This window comes from Dyella caseinilytica, assembly GCF_016865235.1.
Taxonomy (GTDB): Bacteria; Pseudomonadota; Gammaproteobacteria; order Xanthomonadales; family Rhodanobacteraceae; genus Dyella_B; species Dyella_B caseinilytica.
This window is the reverse complement of record NZ_CP064030.1, coordinates 2143151-2157293: the sequence shown is the minus strand read 5'-3', so window position 1 is coordinate 2157293 and position 14143 is coordinate 2143151. Positions and strand designations below refer to the sequence as shown.

The window sequence follows — 14143 nt, the reverse complement described above, 5'->3', positions numbered from 1 at the left end:
AGCCATCCGAGCAGCGTACGTGACTGAAGCAACATTGGCCCGCTTCAGTGCTCTTCACGACGGCCGGAGGTGGATCCATGAATCTCATATCTGTTGCGCATAGCGCAACCGCCCCCGCCCAAACGGGATGGGTAAAGCACTGGCGCGATCTCGATAACCCCGACGGAGCGCTCCGGGCGTTGCTGGATTCGGCGTGGCAATCGGCGAGTGCCTTGAGAGGAACCGAGGTGGTCGCGGCTGCAGCGATGTTGCGTCAAGCCTTTCTGCAACAGGATCGTTTCCGTCACGGTTTCCCTTGCGACGAAGTAGAAACGCTTCTGGCCTTGGGAAGCCTCTGGGAGGACGATGTTGATGAAGCGATGCGCCGTGCGCAAACGGTATCCGCACGGGGCACCGGCGTTCGGTATCGCCCGGTGCTTGCAACGATCATGAAGCTGGGTTTTTGGCGTACGCGTGACTTCATGCCGTTCTATGAGTTGTCCAGGGGAAAAGCGCCTCATGGCAATGCCATGTCGCTACTGACGGCGATCGTCAATCTTTCGGTCGAAGCCGCGGCCGAAGCCGAACAGCTTCGCTTCAAACTGGCCGAGCATCTGGCCAGGGATGCGCTGCTCCTATGCAACAAGTCGGGGGAGATCGAAGCGCAGGCTTCGCTGCTGCCTACTTCTGTGCTGGCTCAATTGCATTATGAGGCCGGATCAGTGGACGAAGCCGATGCCCTGCTCAGGGGCCGCCTAGCCGCCATCGAAGCCAGTGGTGCGATCGAAAGCGCACTCATCGCCTATATCCTCTCCGCCAAAATTGCAGCGGCAAGAGGAAATCAAAATGTAGCGCTGCTTCTTTTGCATAGGGGTGAAGAAATCGGTGTTCGACGACGCTGGTCTCGACTGGTTCTTCACTGCAAGGCGGAAGAAGTCGCCTTACGTATTCATGACGCGCGTGCCGATCTGGCCGAGATTGCCTTGGCGCAAATGAAGAACTTCTTTTGCGAGCTCGATGCAAGAAGCCGCAACAAGGATGTCGACGCATGGCCGCTGCTCGCGGCGGATCTTCGTCTGCAGATAGCCAACGGCCCGAGCATCAGCACGGTCCAGTCACTTGACGATCTACGCAGCGCCGCTCTGCGCCGCAATCACCCGACCTTGGTCGTCAAACTCACGATCCTGCTCTCGAGTGCGCTTCATTCGTTGGGTCAGGTAACGCGAGCCCAGGAAGAATTATTGGCGGCCCTGCACCAAGGCGCCAGCACGGGACTGTTTCGCAGCTTTCTTGACGACATGCCGTTCATCGAGGCCGGCCTCAAACACCTTTGGCGATCTCCCAAAGCCAGGAGCCTGGGACATCTTGGCCCCTACGTCGGGCGCCTTCTCGCGGCGTCCATGGCGCCTCCCCTTGCTCGAAAAAAATTCCGGACAAATCACAGGCTTGTAGAATCACTAAGCACACGGGAAACGATTATCCTACGCTTGATGAGCCTGGGACTGTCCAATAAATCCATCGCTCGCGAGCTGCAGGTTACGCCGGAAACCGTGAAGTCGCATGCCAAACATATCTTTATCAAGCTCGCTTCCAAAAATCGCGCCGAGGCGGCATCCAGGGCTACGGAGTTGGGGCTCATTTGAACACACGACACTCATACCTATGCTCGCGGTGATCGAATGAAGGAGTTCAGATCCTTTCGGCTCGATCCGGCCAATCACCGCCTGTGGCGCATTTCCGACGAGGGCGAATCCGCGCCCGTCGCCATCACCGCGAAAGCGTTCGATGTATTGCGCTATCTGGTCGAGCACGCCGGGCGCCTCATCTCACATGAAGAGCTGCTTGAAGCGCTCTGGTCTGGCGTCGCCGTTCAACCGGAGGTATTGAAAGGACACGTACTGGCGATACGCAATGCATTGGGTGACGATGTACAGCGCCCTCGTTATATCGAAACACACCGACGGCGTGGATACCGTTTTATTGCCGACGTAACCACTACGCAAAAGACTGACAACCGTCTGACGCATGTGGCGGCCCCATCGCTGATTGGCCGAGCCATGCCGTTGGGTATTTTACGCGAAGCGCTCACCCACGCGCGCAAGGGTCAGCCCAAGATTGTATTCGTACATGGTGAAGCCGGCATCGGCAAGACAACGTTGGTTGAAACCTTTTGCCGTGACTTATCCAATCAGCACACGTCGCTCTCGTTTGGTCGCTGTATCGAAGGCTTCAGTGGCGCCGAGCCCTTTTATCCGATCATCGAGGCGCTGTCCCGATTGATAAAGGGAGCAAACGGCAACAAAGTTCAGGATGCCTTGATCACTGTAGCGCCATCCTGGGCCTACCAGCTGGCTGGCATCCTGTCGCGTGAACATCGCGCCTTGCTGCAGAAAGTGGCGCACATCTCCGCTCGCAGCCGCATGCTTGGCGAATTCTGCGATCTGCTTGAAGTCATCGCCGAAGACGAAGCTTTCGTGCTTCTGCTGGAGGATCTGCATTGGAGCGACTTTTCTACGCTCGACCTCATCTCGGCATTCGCCAGGCGCAAATCGTCCGTCAAGGTGATGGTCATTGCCACCTATCGTTCGGACGAATGGGCGGCGCGCGGACCGGCGCTCAAACAGCTGGTCAACGAATTGATGCTGCACAGGCTGTGCGATTCCATCCATTTGACTGGCTTGGAGCAACGGGATGTTGCCGAGTATGTCCAGGCGGATGACTCGGATGAGGAGCGCTCGTTTGTGCAGCTTCTTTTACATCGATCCAGTGGAAATCCACTATTCCTTGGCACGATCCTGGACCATTTGCATAGGACACAATTGGTATCGAACGATCACGGGCGATGGAAAAATAATGTGCCACTCGCCAAGATCCACTTCGAAATACCCGAAACGATCAGCCATGTCGTCGAGACAAAAATTGGTGCCCTCGATGACGAAACGCAGCGCGTCCTTGAGGCCGCCAGCGCAGTGGGAAATATCTTCAATCCTGTCGTGCCTGCGGCGGCAGCGGGCGTTAGCGCGCGCCGTTTCGAAGAAGTATGCGAGACACTGTGCCGAACCAGAACCCTTATTCACCGCCACAACGTGGACAAGCTGGAGGGTGGTGAGGTCGTCCGGCTCTATCGATTCAATCACTCGCTGCTCAGAGAAGTACTGCTGAATCGCCAGGGCCCCCTTCGACTGGCGCAAAGCCATGCATTGATCGGCAAGGAATTGGAGAGGTCGTATCCGAGCGAGTTGAGTGCACATGCCTCGTTCGAGCTAGCGGAACAATTTTCCAACGCCCACGAATGGTCCAAGGGACTGACTTACCTCAAGATCGCCTTGCAAACTGCAAAACGCCGTTTCGCGCACCAGGATGCACTGGCCATCCTGGATAAGGCCGATGAAATCGCCACCCGTCTTTCCGATGGGGAGCGAGAACTTATGCAGATGACGCTGCTGGAAGATCGCGCCTCCATTTACGCGGCCAATCACGATATGCGCGCCCAGCAGACCTTTTCCGGCCTGGCCGAACTGGCCGAACGACTACGCCTACCGGATGTCCAGGCACGCGCGGAACTTGGTCTGGCTTTCGCCTTGAGTTGGCGGGATGCGGCTACAGCTGTCTCGCATCTGGAAAACGCCGCTCGCTTAAGCGATGAGCAAACGGAGCCTCAGCTCAAGGCGCGTATCAAATCGAGCAGCGCCATATGGCGGATCTGGATCGGTGGATGGGATCCTGAACTGGCCAAGGTCTGCGAGGAAAACCTGATTCCCCTGAGGAATGGTCTCGATCGTCAGATCACGGCCTGGGGATTGATCGAATACAGCATGATTTGCCTGATATCCAGCCGATATCGCGAATGCCTGGAAACTGTCGACACCAATCTGCAAATCCTGGTGCGGCATGCGGCAGACCGTCCAGAGTTCAATATCTTTCGTGCCATATGGATGGCCCATCTCGGAAGGCCGTGGGCGTACACGCTATTGGGTGAGTGGGGCCACGCTCTCAGAGAATTCGACGCCAGCGAAGCGCTCTTCGTCGGCAATGCCAATCGCTACAGCATTTGCACCTTGGAAACGCTGCGCGGATTTCTTTACATGATGGCCGGAGACTTTCAGGCCATCAAGGATATCTGTGGCAAACTCGGTTTCTATCAAGATAAGACAGGTCATCAACCGGCCGCGCTTTACACCCCGATGCTTACCAATGAAATCCGGCACTGCACGCTGCTTGCAGGTGTGGCAGAGACCCGACTCGAAAATCTCGATGGGGGCATCGAAATCCTGAAGAAGCTCGAGCGTGAGATGCTTGAGAAACCCGTTATCACCGACTGGTATTGGCTATTCGTGCTGGAGTGGTGGCTTGCCGATGCCCTCCTTCGATCCGGCGATATCGTACAGGCGCGTCTATACGGCGATCGCATGCTCGATCGCTCCGAACGAACCATCGAGATCACATGGCGAGCCATGGCGCGAGAATTGCGATGCCGCATCGCCATGACCGAAAACGACCTAGAACGCGCTGCCCTACTCATTCACGATGCCTTGCGCCTGATCGAGATGATGGGCGCACCGATGGCCGAGTGGCGAGTTCACCGAACCGCCGCTCAACTGTCACGCATGCAAGGCGACAGCACACACGCCGCACTCCATGAGCAACTCTTCAACAAGAAGGCACAACGTCTTCTCGAGAGCCTCCCTGCTGGCCATCGCCTGCAGGAGACTTTTGCTCACCTCATGGCATAAAAACAGCCTTCTTCGCCTCACTGTCCCCCGAGCGGGGGATAGGCGTGTGGATCGGATCGATCCAAGATCAAATAGAGCTTTGCGTTGACCGCGCGGGGCTCAAACCGAATCAACATTAAAAAAATGGAATGAGCGCGCACGCTCAGTGCTGTTGTCTGCAACAAAGGCGAACGTTTTGCAGCATCACTGTCACAAGGGACATTCCTACCCTTTCGGGTAATTCGTTTAATCCCTTTTGTGTCAGCAAGTGTACCCTCACGAAGGCTTCGGCTGGGGATGCATGCGCGTACTTTCCATCTAGGACGATATTCCATCGAGGATCACTCGACGGCCATCAGGCTCGGAGAGACGCTCATGTATAACGGCGCATATGGCGATCGGCTTGGCCATTCATTTCGCCTGAACAACCCGCCGGTTCTTTATAGTCGAACCAGGCGAGGAATATGCCTCGCAGTGACTGAGCTACGCATCGACCGGGGTGGTTACGGCATGACGTCTCCGATGGGACGCGAAGATGCCTACCTTGTCTGCCTCAACTTGCGCAAGCAAAGCACACACGAGCTTTGGTGTGATGGCCATTCTGTGTGCTCGACGTCCTATGAAGGTGGTACGACTTACATTCTTGACTTGCGACGCGATCCCATCGCATACATTGGCGATCCATTGCATTCGCTGTACTTCTACATGCCACGAAGTGCCATTGTGGAAGCCAGCGAGGAGCTCGGTAGTAACAACATTGCCAGTCTCGCCTTCGATCCAGGCGAATGCTTTCTGGATGCCATCATAGGCAGCATTGGGCAGACATTGCTGCCCATCTTCGACAAAGCAACCAGCGTCAATCAGGCACTCGTCGACCATCTCCTGCAAGGCATGTGCGCCTACATGGCATCCACCTACAGTGGATCTTCGGCCCGTCCCGATATCGTCAAGGGAACGTTGGCTCCATGGCAGCAGAGACTCGTCACGCAAATGATGCGTGAACGGATCTTTGAGGGCATTTCCATCAACGAACTGGCAGAAGCCTGTGGTCTCTCCGCTGGCGCGCTGGCACGCGGCTTCAAGAAGAGCACCGGCATGTCACCACATCAGTGGCTGTTGTCCCGACGAGTCGACCTAGCGCTTGAACTCATGGCTGATCCCGACATGTCTCTAGCGGAAATTGCTTTCAACGCAGGCTTTTCCGACCAAAGCCATTTCAGCCGCGTCTTTACACAAAAGATGGGCGTTGCACCGGGCGCATGGCGGAAGTCGCAGGCCAATACCAGGCGAGTAGAGGCTGCTTGACAGCCATCTCACCCGATTCATTTGATAAGAGAAGGTTCTGACGATGCAATCACATCGATTAGCACGTGGACATGGTCGCCTCTATGCGGCATTGACGTCGTTCGCTTCGATGGCCATGACCGCGTGCAGCGCTTCGCCATCGCGAAACATTCTTGGCTCCTATTTCCCAACCTGGATGGTGTGCGCGCTCCTCGGCATCATCTTCGTCATCGTCATCCGTGCCGTGCTGTTAAAAACCGGCATAGATGCGGCGCTTCCCGCTCCGGTCGTCGTTTACCTGTGCATGTGGACCGCAGCAACGCTTGCCGTCTGGCTTGTGTGGCTAGGCTGAGTGGAGACCGCATCCATGCAGGCCAAAACCGCACTGGGCCGTATCGTCGCCATCGTTTCCATTGCTTCGGCATTGGTGCTGATCGTGGTCTCGATGATCGTCGTGGACAAACGTCCAAGAACCCACGATGCCTACATTTTTGCATACAGCGCAGGCATCACACCCGAGGTCAGTGGACGGATCGTGGAGATCCACATTCGCAACGATCAGTTCGTCCATAAGGGCGACGTCCTGCTGAACATCGATCCGGAGCCTTTCGAGCTAAAGCTTGAGCAAGCCAATGCTCAAGTTGCCGCCCTGCAGGCAGACATCGACCTCACCGGTCGGCAGGTGAACGCACAGGGATCCGGTGCGGAAGCCGCTGCACGAGAAGTCGATCGTGCACGGCAACAACTGGCGTTGGCTCATGACACGCTCGAACGCATGTTGCCGCTACTACCCAAGGGCTTTGTCACCAGCCAGCAAATCGATGAGGCGCGCACTAACGAACGCACGGCAGCGTCGCAGTTGGCCGCGACGATTCAGCAAGCGGCGCAGGCCAAGGAAGCCATCGGCGATGTGGAAAGCCTGAAGGCACAACTGCTTGGCGCACAGGCAACGCAGGCCTTGGCAGCTCGTGATCTGCGCGAAACCGTCATTCGCGCGACGGTCGACGGCAAGGTGGTCGGATTCAACCTCGCGTTAGGATCGTTTGCTGTCGACGGACACCCCCTTTTCACGCTGATCGACGATCACAGCTGGTACGCCGTTGCCAATTTCCGCGAGACGGATCTGCCTGGATTGCATGCCGGCAGTGACGCAACGGTCTGGGTCATGGGGCACGAAGGCCAGCCGCTGCACGGCGTGGTGGAAAGCCTGGGTGCCGGTGTTGCGCCCGAAGGTGAAGCCGGACCTGGCTTACCCCAAGTCGATCGAAATCTGAACTGGGTGGTCGTAGCGCAGCGCTTCCCGGTATGGGTGCGCTTGAGTGAACCATCGCCATCGTTCTTGCGTATCGGTGCAACCGCCTCCGTAAAGGTGAGCCATGCAAGCACCGATTGAACTTCCATATCGGATGGGCCTGACTGGGTTGCTTCAGCGCGAACTCGCGCTGAACGATACCCGCATTCGCACGATGGTGCGCATCACCGTATGCACGGCGATTGTCGTCGCCATCGCCATGGTGTTTCAGATTCCGCTGCCCGCGTACGTCGCCTATCTCGTCTTTCTGGTTAGCCATGAAGATGCAGCCTCCACCCTTGTTTCCTCAGTAGGCGGACTGGTGGCGGTGACCGTTGCAGTGGCTGCTTCCTTGCTGTTCTATGTGTTCGACGCTTCCGAACCTGCGTTGAGAATTCCCCTTCTGGCATTCAGCACGCTGGCCGGAACCTATCTCGCGCGCACCAGTCCATTGGGCCCGATTGTTTTTCTGGCCGGGTTTGTCTTGGTGCTGTCGCAGACCCTGCTGGACGATGTGCCAACCACGGAGTTTGTGACCCATTCGGTGCTGTGGCTATGGGTGGTGGTCGCGTTGCCGGTTGGCGTCACGGTTCTCGCCAATCTGCTGGCAGGTGAAAGCCCCGTTGCGCTTGCCCGAAAACGGGCGGCACAGCTGATGGACGCTGTCGCCTCCTATATCGAAAACCCCTACTCCGCGAACCCTTCGCAACTTCGCGATGAGCTGTTGTCACTCAGCCAGCTCAAGAACAAGGCCTTTCTTTGGAACAAGCAGATCAAGACATTCGCACAGGAAGACAACCGTCTGATCGCCATCCTGTTGGAAGTGCTGCAGATAGCGCGACACCTCCCGACCAGTGTTTCGCTTGATGCAAGACGTTCTTTGGCCGCCACACTCCGACAAAGCCGGAACCATTTTTTAAAGCGCCGCGGTCTTACTGTGGATACTCAGAACGGCGAGTTCGGCTTGGTATCGGCCGATACGGATCCCGCACAGGCCGCCCTTCGCGGCACGCTTAAGCAACTGCTCGAAGAAGCCTCCGGCAACGCACCAGCACCCGCGTCGCACCAATCCACGCCTCATCCGAAAAGGCCGCTTGCGGAAGCCGCACTGACCAACCGTTTGCACGCGCGCTTTGCGTTCAAGGTGATGTGCGCAGTATTGGCCTCCTATGCGACGTACACGCTGCTTGACTGGCCGGGTATCCGCACTGCGGTTACCACGTGCTTCTTCGTTTCGCTGACCACCGTTGGGGAAAGCGTCCACAAGTTGACCCTGCGGTTATCCGGTGCAGCCATTGGCGGACTGCTCGCCGGGCTTTGCATCGCTTTTGTCCTGCCGTCTCTGACCGACATCGGCCAGCTTTGTCTGCTTGTGGCGGCCGTATCGGCTTTTTGCGCATGGATTTCCACCAGTAGCGAGACGATCGCCTATGCCGGCATGCAGATCGCCTTCGCTTTCTTTCTCGGTGTACTGCAAGGCTATAGCCCCGCCAATGACCTCACGGCACTGCGGGATCGCCTGGTCGGGATCGTCATTGGCAATATCTGGATCACGATTTTCTTTACGACCCTCTGGCCCGTCAGTTCGCTCGGCGAGGCGCGCGACAAGTGGGCCTCCATCCTCAAACAGCTTGGCGAGCTGCTCATCGCCAAGGACGAGGCAACCGTTACATCGATGAAAGAAGAGGTCTGCAAGAAAGCTTCCGAAGCCGCTGCATTGAACGCACGCGGTCTGTTCGAGCGGCGCCTTCTTTCACCCGGAAATCAGTCAGAGCACCCCACTCCCGAAGCACATCGCGTGGAACGACTTGCATCGGCTGTCTTTGTCGTCGTTCGGCTCAAGGAAAGTACTGCGTTGCTTTCATCCGATGACGCTGTAGATGAGCTCGCCTCGCAGCGCTTGGTAGCGCTTTCAAAAGGGGCCGAGATTGACGCACCAGGTGGGCACCTTGACTCAAACCCATCCACGCTTCTGTATCAGGCCAGGCGACACCTTGACGAGGAGATCGATCATGCATCGCGCACGATCTGAATCATCTGTGTCTGCATGCGCGATGTTTTTGCTCGTGACCGTACTGTTCGCGCACTACAGCTCGGCCAATGCGCAATCGGCATCATGGGCTGCGACCTCGCCTCGTAATACCCTGGACACGACCCGTCAGGCCGACACACCGACGCTTGAAGACCGCGTATATACGCTGCCCGAACTCCTTACTATCGCCATGGATATCAATCCCGGCACACGTGAAGTCGAGCAGGAAGCTATTCAAGCCAACCTGGCCGTCCAGCTTGCCAAGACCCAATACTCACCACAGCTTGATGTCAAAGCATTGGGCGGCATTCAGCACACACCGGCGGCTATTCCACAGATCGTCTCGGCGAAGGGTTATTTCGTCTCCTCCACGAGGGAAGTCTTTCCGAGCCTGGAATTGAAGTGGTTGCTGTTCGACTTCGGCCGCCGCAAGGGACAAATTGAGGAAGCCAGGCACAACGCCTCCGCCGCTCAGTCGGGCCTGCTCGGCGCACAGGAAAAGCTGGTCTTCGATGTATCAGAAGCCTATTTCGAAGCAACATCTGCTCAAGGCCAGGTACGCGCTGCGCAAAAAGCACTGGAGGCCGCGCAGTTAACCGAACAGGCTGTCGCCGATCAGAAAAAGCATGGCCGTGCCACCGTGGTGCAGCTTGCCGAAGCGCAGCGCGAGACAGCAGCCATGCACCTGGCCGTAACGAAAACCACCGGCGCAGCAGACACAGCGTTTGCATCACTGGTGGCTACGATCGGGCTGCCGCCTGAAACGCGCTTTGAGGTTGCCCCTTCCTCGGAAGCGCCGGCAGCCGGCACCCTCGCACCGCTACGTGAGTTGCTCGACGAAGCGCTGCAATCGCGCCCGGACGTACTGGCCGCAACAGACAAGGTGGCCGCGTCCGACGCCAAGATCGACACCGCGCGCGCCGCTTACCGTCCAACGATCAGTCTTTCAGCACAAGTGCTCCAGAACATCGGAGAAATCAGCAGCGACGGAAGCCCCTATTCCTCCATCAATCGGACCGGCAATGCGTTGTTTGTATCGTTCGATTGGCCGCTGTTCGATGGCGGTGCGCGAGCCACCAACGTTTCGCTGGCGGTCTCCCAAAAGACAGAAGCCGAAGACGCTTTGGCGGAAACCAAGGATACGGCCTCCCAGCAAGTGGTCCAGGCTTACAACAATCTGAAAACCAGCCTGGACAACCGTAATCAGGCGCTTGCCTATACCCATGCTTCCGAAGTCGCCTATCAAGCCTCACTCGACTCGTATCGGCGAGGCCTCACCAGCGTTACCGAACTGACAAGCAACGAAGCGGTGCTCGCCCAAGCCGAAGCCAGTCAGGAAGACGCCAACGCGAGTGTGAGTATCGCGCAAGCAGCACTGAATCTAGCCATTGGGCGACAGCCTTCCTCGCACTAGCGCCGGCAATCATCCAACAACCCCAACCTTCACGATCGGGAGCAAGCCATGGGTAAGAAAGTTGCAGAAATCCTCGTTGAGGTTCTTGAGCAAGCCGGTGTAAAGCGTTGCTACGGCATCGTGGGTGACACACTCAACTTATTCGCCGAGCACTTAGAGCGCAGCCCCATCGAGTGGGTACATGTTCGGCATGAGGAAGCCGGTGCTTTTGCCGCAGGATCCGAAGCACTACTTACCAACAATCTGACGGCATGTGCAGGGAGCTGCGGACCGGGCAGTCTGCATTTTATCAACGGGCTCTATGAGGCAAATCGAAATCGTGCACCTGTTGTGCTTATCGCCAGTCAGATCATGACGAATGACATGGGATTTGAATTCATCCAGGAAGTCGATTTCAAAACGGTGTACAAAGATTGCACTGTGTATTGCGACATGATTCTGTCCCCCGAACAGGCCAGAAAAAAAGCCGTGATGGCTTGCCAAACCGCTCTGACAAAGCAAGGCGTGGCGGTCCTGATCGTGCCCGTGGATATCTCTCATAGCGAAATCAAAGATGATTTTCCCTATCGAGTTCACCATAGCAAACCCGTCACCGTCCCTAACGACGAAGAACTCGACGAGATCGCCAAGATCCTCAATGCCGGAAAAAAGATCACCATTTACGCAGGCAGCGGCTGCGAGAATGCGCTTGACGAAATCAAGGTCGTAGCGGAAAAGCTCGGAGCACCTATCGCCCACACTTCTCGGGCAAAGAGCTTCCTGGAGCACGACAATCCTTACAACGTTGGAATGACTGGCCTTCTCGGCACAGAAGCCGGTTACAAAGCCATCCTCGATTGCGACACGTTGCTGCTACTTGGTGCGGACTTCGCTTGGCGCCAGTTTTATCCAGACAACGCCAAGATTGTCCAGATCGACATCAATCCCACTCATCTTGGACGACGTCATCACGTCACATTTGGAGCAGTCGGGGACATCAAGCCCACATTGCGTGCGCTCATGTCTCGCTTAGAGCAACATAACGACACATCGTTTCAACAAGCGTATGTTGAGAAATTCACCAAGGCCCTGGCATCGTGGAAAAGCCATCTGGTTCCAGGGCACGATGACACCATACCCGGCTCTTACCTTACTTCCTTGATTGATCGGTACGCCGATGAGGATGCACTTATCTCCGGCGACGACGGCACGCCTATCGTATGGGCAGTTCGCCACACCACCGCCAATGGCAAGCGCCGGATCTTCGGAAGCTTCCTGCATGGAACCATGGCGACGGCCCTTCCCAATGCCATCGGCTTGAAGAAGGCAGCGCCTGATCGACAGGTGATTGCCATGTGCGGTGATGGTGGCCTCGCCATGCTTTTGGGTGAATTGCTGACTGTCATCCAGGAGGACGTGCCCATCAAGATCGCGGTCTTCGACAATGCAAAACTAGGTTTCGTGGAAATTGAGCAGAAGGCAGAAGGCATGCTCGACACCTTTACTCGCCTGAAGAACCCGGACTTTGGAAAAGTCGCTCAAGCCGTCGGCCTATGGGGTAAGACCGTCAGCAAGGCATCGGAAATTGAGGCGGCTGTACAAGAATGGCTGGCGCAACCCGGACCCGCCCTTCTCAACGTTCACGTAAGTCCGATGGAACTTGTCAAGCCACCTTTTACTGAGCTGAAGCCTGTTCTCGGCATGGCGCTTTATACGACACGAGCCATTCTGCACGGACGGGGTGGAGAAGTGTTGGAACTCGTGCGCGAGAACTTCTGACGTATCGACAAGCGACGGACGGGACATGGTATTGACCTGTCCGTCTCTTTCAACGCGGGATTCATACATATCAGTCACCACATGGGAGACAAGCGTGATCATCGCGAACGTTGACGACTATCGCAAACAATGCGAAGCCAGACTCCCAAAATTTCTGTACGACTACATCAGCGGCGGCTCTTACCAAGAGAACACACTGCGCGCGAATATTGCGGAGTTACAAGCCACGCTTTTGCGTCAACGTGTGATGGTGGACGAATCACGGCTCAACTTATCGATTGATCTGTGGGGCCAGGCCATGTCCATGCCCATCGTCCTCGGGCCTGTTGGTATGGCCGGCATGTACTCAAGCCGCGGCGAAGTCAAAGCGGCCAATGCGGCGAAGTCGGCTGGGGTTCCGTTTACGCTGTCGACCATGGGCGTGTGCGATGTGCACGAAGTCGCGCAAAAGACCGGCACCCCTCCTTGGTTCCAGCTTTATATGCTCAAAGACCGCGGCTTCGTGAAGAGTGTGATCGAACGATCCGTTTCCGCAGGCTCGAAAGTGTTGGTATTCACCGTTGATCTTGCGACCCCCGGGCGCCGGTACAGCGAGGTCCATGACGGGATGGAGAAAGATCCGACGCTGCTTGGGATGCTGGGGTTCGTCGCCCAAGGCGCGACACATCCCCGCTGGGCGCTCGATATCGTCATCAAAGGCAGGCCACTGAAGTTCGGCACCGTGGCAGAAGCCATGCCCAAAGGCGTCCCGTATGGGAAATTTGTTCACGACAATTTTGATGCATCGGCTACCTGGAAAGACATCGAGTGGATACGATCGATCTTTCCCGGAAAGATTATTTTAAAAGGCATTCTCGATCCGGAGGATGCCAAGCGCGCTGTACAGACAAATATCGACGGAATCGTGGTGTCAAACCACGGCGGCAGGCAGCTCGATAGCGTGACATCAACAATTCGTGCCTTACCGAAAGTTGTCGATGCCGTTCAAGGTAGCGTTCCAGTGTTTATGGACGGCGGTATTCGCTCGGGTCTGGATGTATTGAAAGCGCTCGCGCTTGGTGCCAAGGCATGCTTCGTAGGACGGGCATGGGCTTATGCATTGGGCGCGGCCGGCGAATCAGGAGTGAGAGATATGCTGGACATCCTCAGAGAGGAGCTCAGAGTCGGCATGATTCTGACCGGATGCAGTGATGTCAACCGAGCCACTTCAGACTTGTTACTCAAGGATTGACACACACCGCAGCAGTCGCTGCCGTAAGCGTGTGTGGTTTACGGCAGTGAAGTTTTCGTAGCTGTTTCCGAGGATGGCGCAGCAGATTTCAGATCGCCGATATTGCGGGCAGAAACGCGTCCTTCGGACACATGGATACCGCCTGTCTGCGCTGGGCACTCCGTCGCGCATTCGCCGCTCAAGTGCAGCAATGTTGCGTGTTGAAGTGGCGTCGGGCCTTCAAGGCCAGTTACCTCTAAATAGGAACGATCGCTGGCCGTGGCGTTATTGTCGCGATCGAGCACAGTTTGTGCCTGTGCGCTGGCAATAAATGCGGTAAAGCCCAATACAACTAAAGTGCCGTTCAAGAACAAATGAGCATGGCGCTGCATGAGTGAATCCTCGATTCCCTTGGCAGCATGCTGAAGGCGTCTGCCCTTTAAGCAAACTTACAGGCACCGTT

The 14143-nt window shown here is 56.6% G+C and carries 10 protein-coding genes; 9 read left to right on the top strand and 1 reads right to left on the bottom strand.

The window, feature by feature from the left end:
* The first annotated feature begins 77 nt into the window (after nucleotides 1-77).
* The 9 genes from ISN74_RS09485 to ISN74_RS09445 all read left to right on the top strand — a co-directional run bounded on the left by ISN74_RS09485 (nucleotide 78) and on the right by ISN74_RS09445 (nucleotide 13701).
* A complete protein-coding gene (locus ISN74_RS09485; protein ID WP_188799092.1) occupies nucleotides 78-1622 on the top strand; it encodes a LuxR C-terminal-related transcriptional regulator in 1545 nt (514 codons plus the stop codon).
* A gap of 36 nt (nucleotides 1623-1658) precedes the next feature.
* The gene (locus ISN74_RS09480) at nucleotides 1659-4712 is read left to right on the top strand and encodes an ATP-binding protein (RefSeq protein WP_268235693.1); all 3054 of its coding nucleotides are present in this window, start codon (nucleotides 1659-1661) and stop codon (nucleotides 4710-4712) included.
* Nucleotides 4713-5066: 354 nt separating this feature from the next.
* Nucleotides 5067-5996, top strand: a complete 930-nt coding sequence (locus ISN74_RS09475) for a helix-turn-helix domain-containing protein (RefSeq protein WP_188799090.1) — start codon at nucleotides 5067-5069, stop codon at nucleotides 5994-5996.
* A gap of 109 nt (nucleotides 5997-6105) precedes the next feature.
* Nucleotides 6106-6327 carry a YtcA family lipoprotein gene (locus ISN74_RS09470; RefSeq protein ID WP_188799089.1) on the top strand — a complete coding sequence of 74 codons (222 nt, stop codon included), beginning with the start codon at nucleotides 6106-6108 and terminating at the stop codon, nucleotides 6325-6327.
* A gap of 15 nt (nucleotides 6328-6342) precedes the next feature.
* Entirely contained in the window at nucleotides 6343-7368 is a 1026-nt protein-coding gene (locus ISN74_RS09465; protein WP_188799088.1) for an HlyD family efflux transporter periplasmic adaptor subunit, read from the top strand.
* Nucleotides 7352-9298, top strand: coding sequence for an FUSC family protein (locus ISN74_RS09460; protein WP_188799087.1), 1947 nt, complete (start codon nucleotides 7352-7354; stop codon nucleotides 9296-9298). The genes ISN74_RS09465 and ISN74_RS09460 overlap by 17 nt, the downstream gene beginning before the upstream one ends.
* 22 nt (nucleotides 9299-9320) lie before the next feature.
* On the top strand, nucleotides 9321-10712 hold the full coding sequence (locus ISN74_RS09455; RefSeq protein WP_188799086.1) for a TolC family protein: 1392 nt from the start codon (nucleotides 9321-9323) through the stop codon (nucleotides 10710-10712).
* Between the two features lie 48 nt (nucleotides 10713-10760).
* Entirely contained in the window at nucleotides 10761-12470 is a 1710-nt protein-coding gene (locus ISN74_RS09450; RefSeq protein WP_188799085.1) for a thiamine pyrophosphate-dependent enzyme, read from the top strand.
* 94 nt (nucleotides 12471-12564) lie between these two features.
* The gene (locus ISN74_RS09445) at nucleotides 12565-13701 is read left to right on the top strand and encodes an L-lactate dehydrogenase (RefSeq protein WP_188799084.1); all 1137 of its coding nucleotides are present in this window, start codon (nucleotides 12565-12567) and stop codon (nucleotides 13699-13701) included.
* Nucleotides 13702-13739: 38 nt separating this feature from the next.
* Here ISN74_RS09445 and ISN74_RS09440 read toward each other — a convergent pair whose 3' ends face one another.
* Nucleotides 13740-14072 carry a hypothetical protein gene (locus ISN74_RS09440; protein ID WP_188799083.1) on the bottom strand — a complete coding sequence of 111 codons (333 nt, stop codon included), beginning with the start codon at nucleotides 14070-14072 and terminating at the stop codon, nucleotides 13740-13742.
* Nucleotides 14073-14143: the final 71 nt, after the last annotated feature.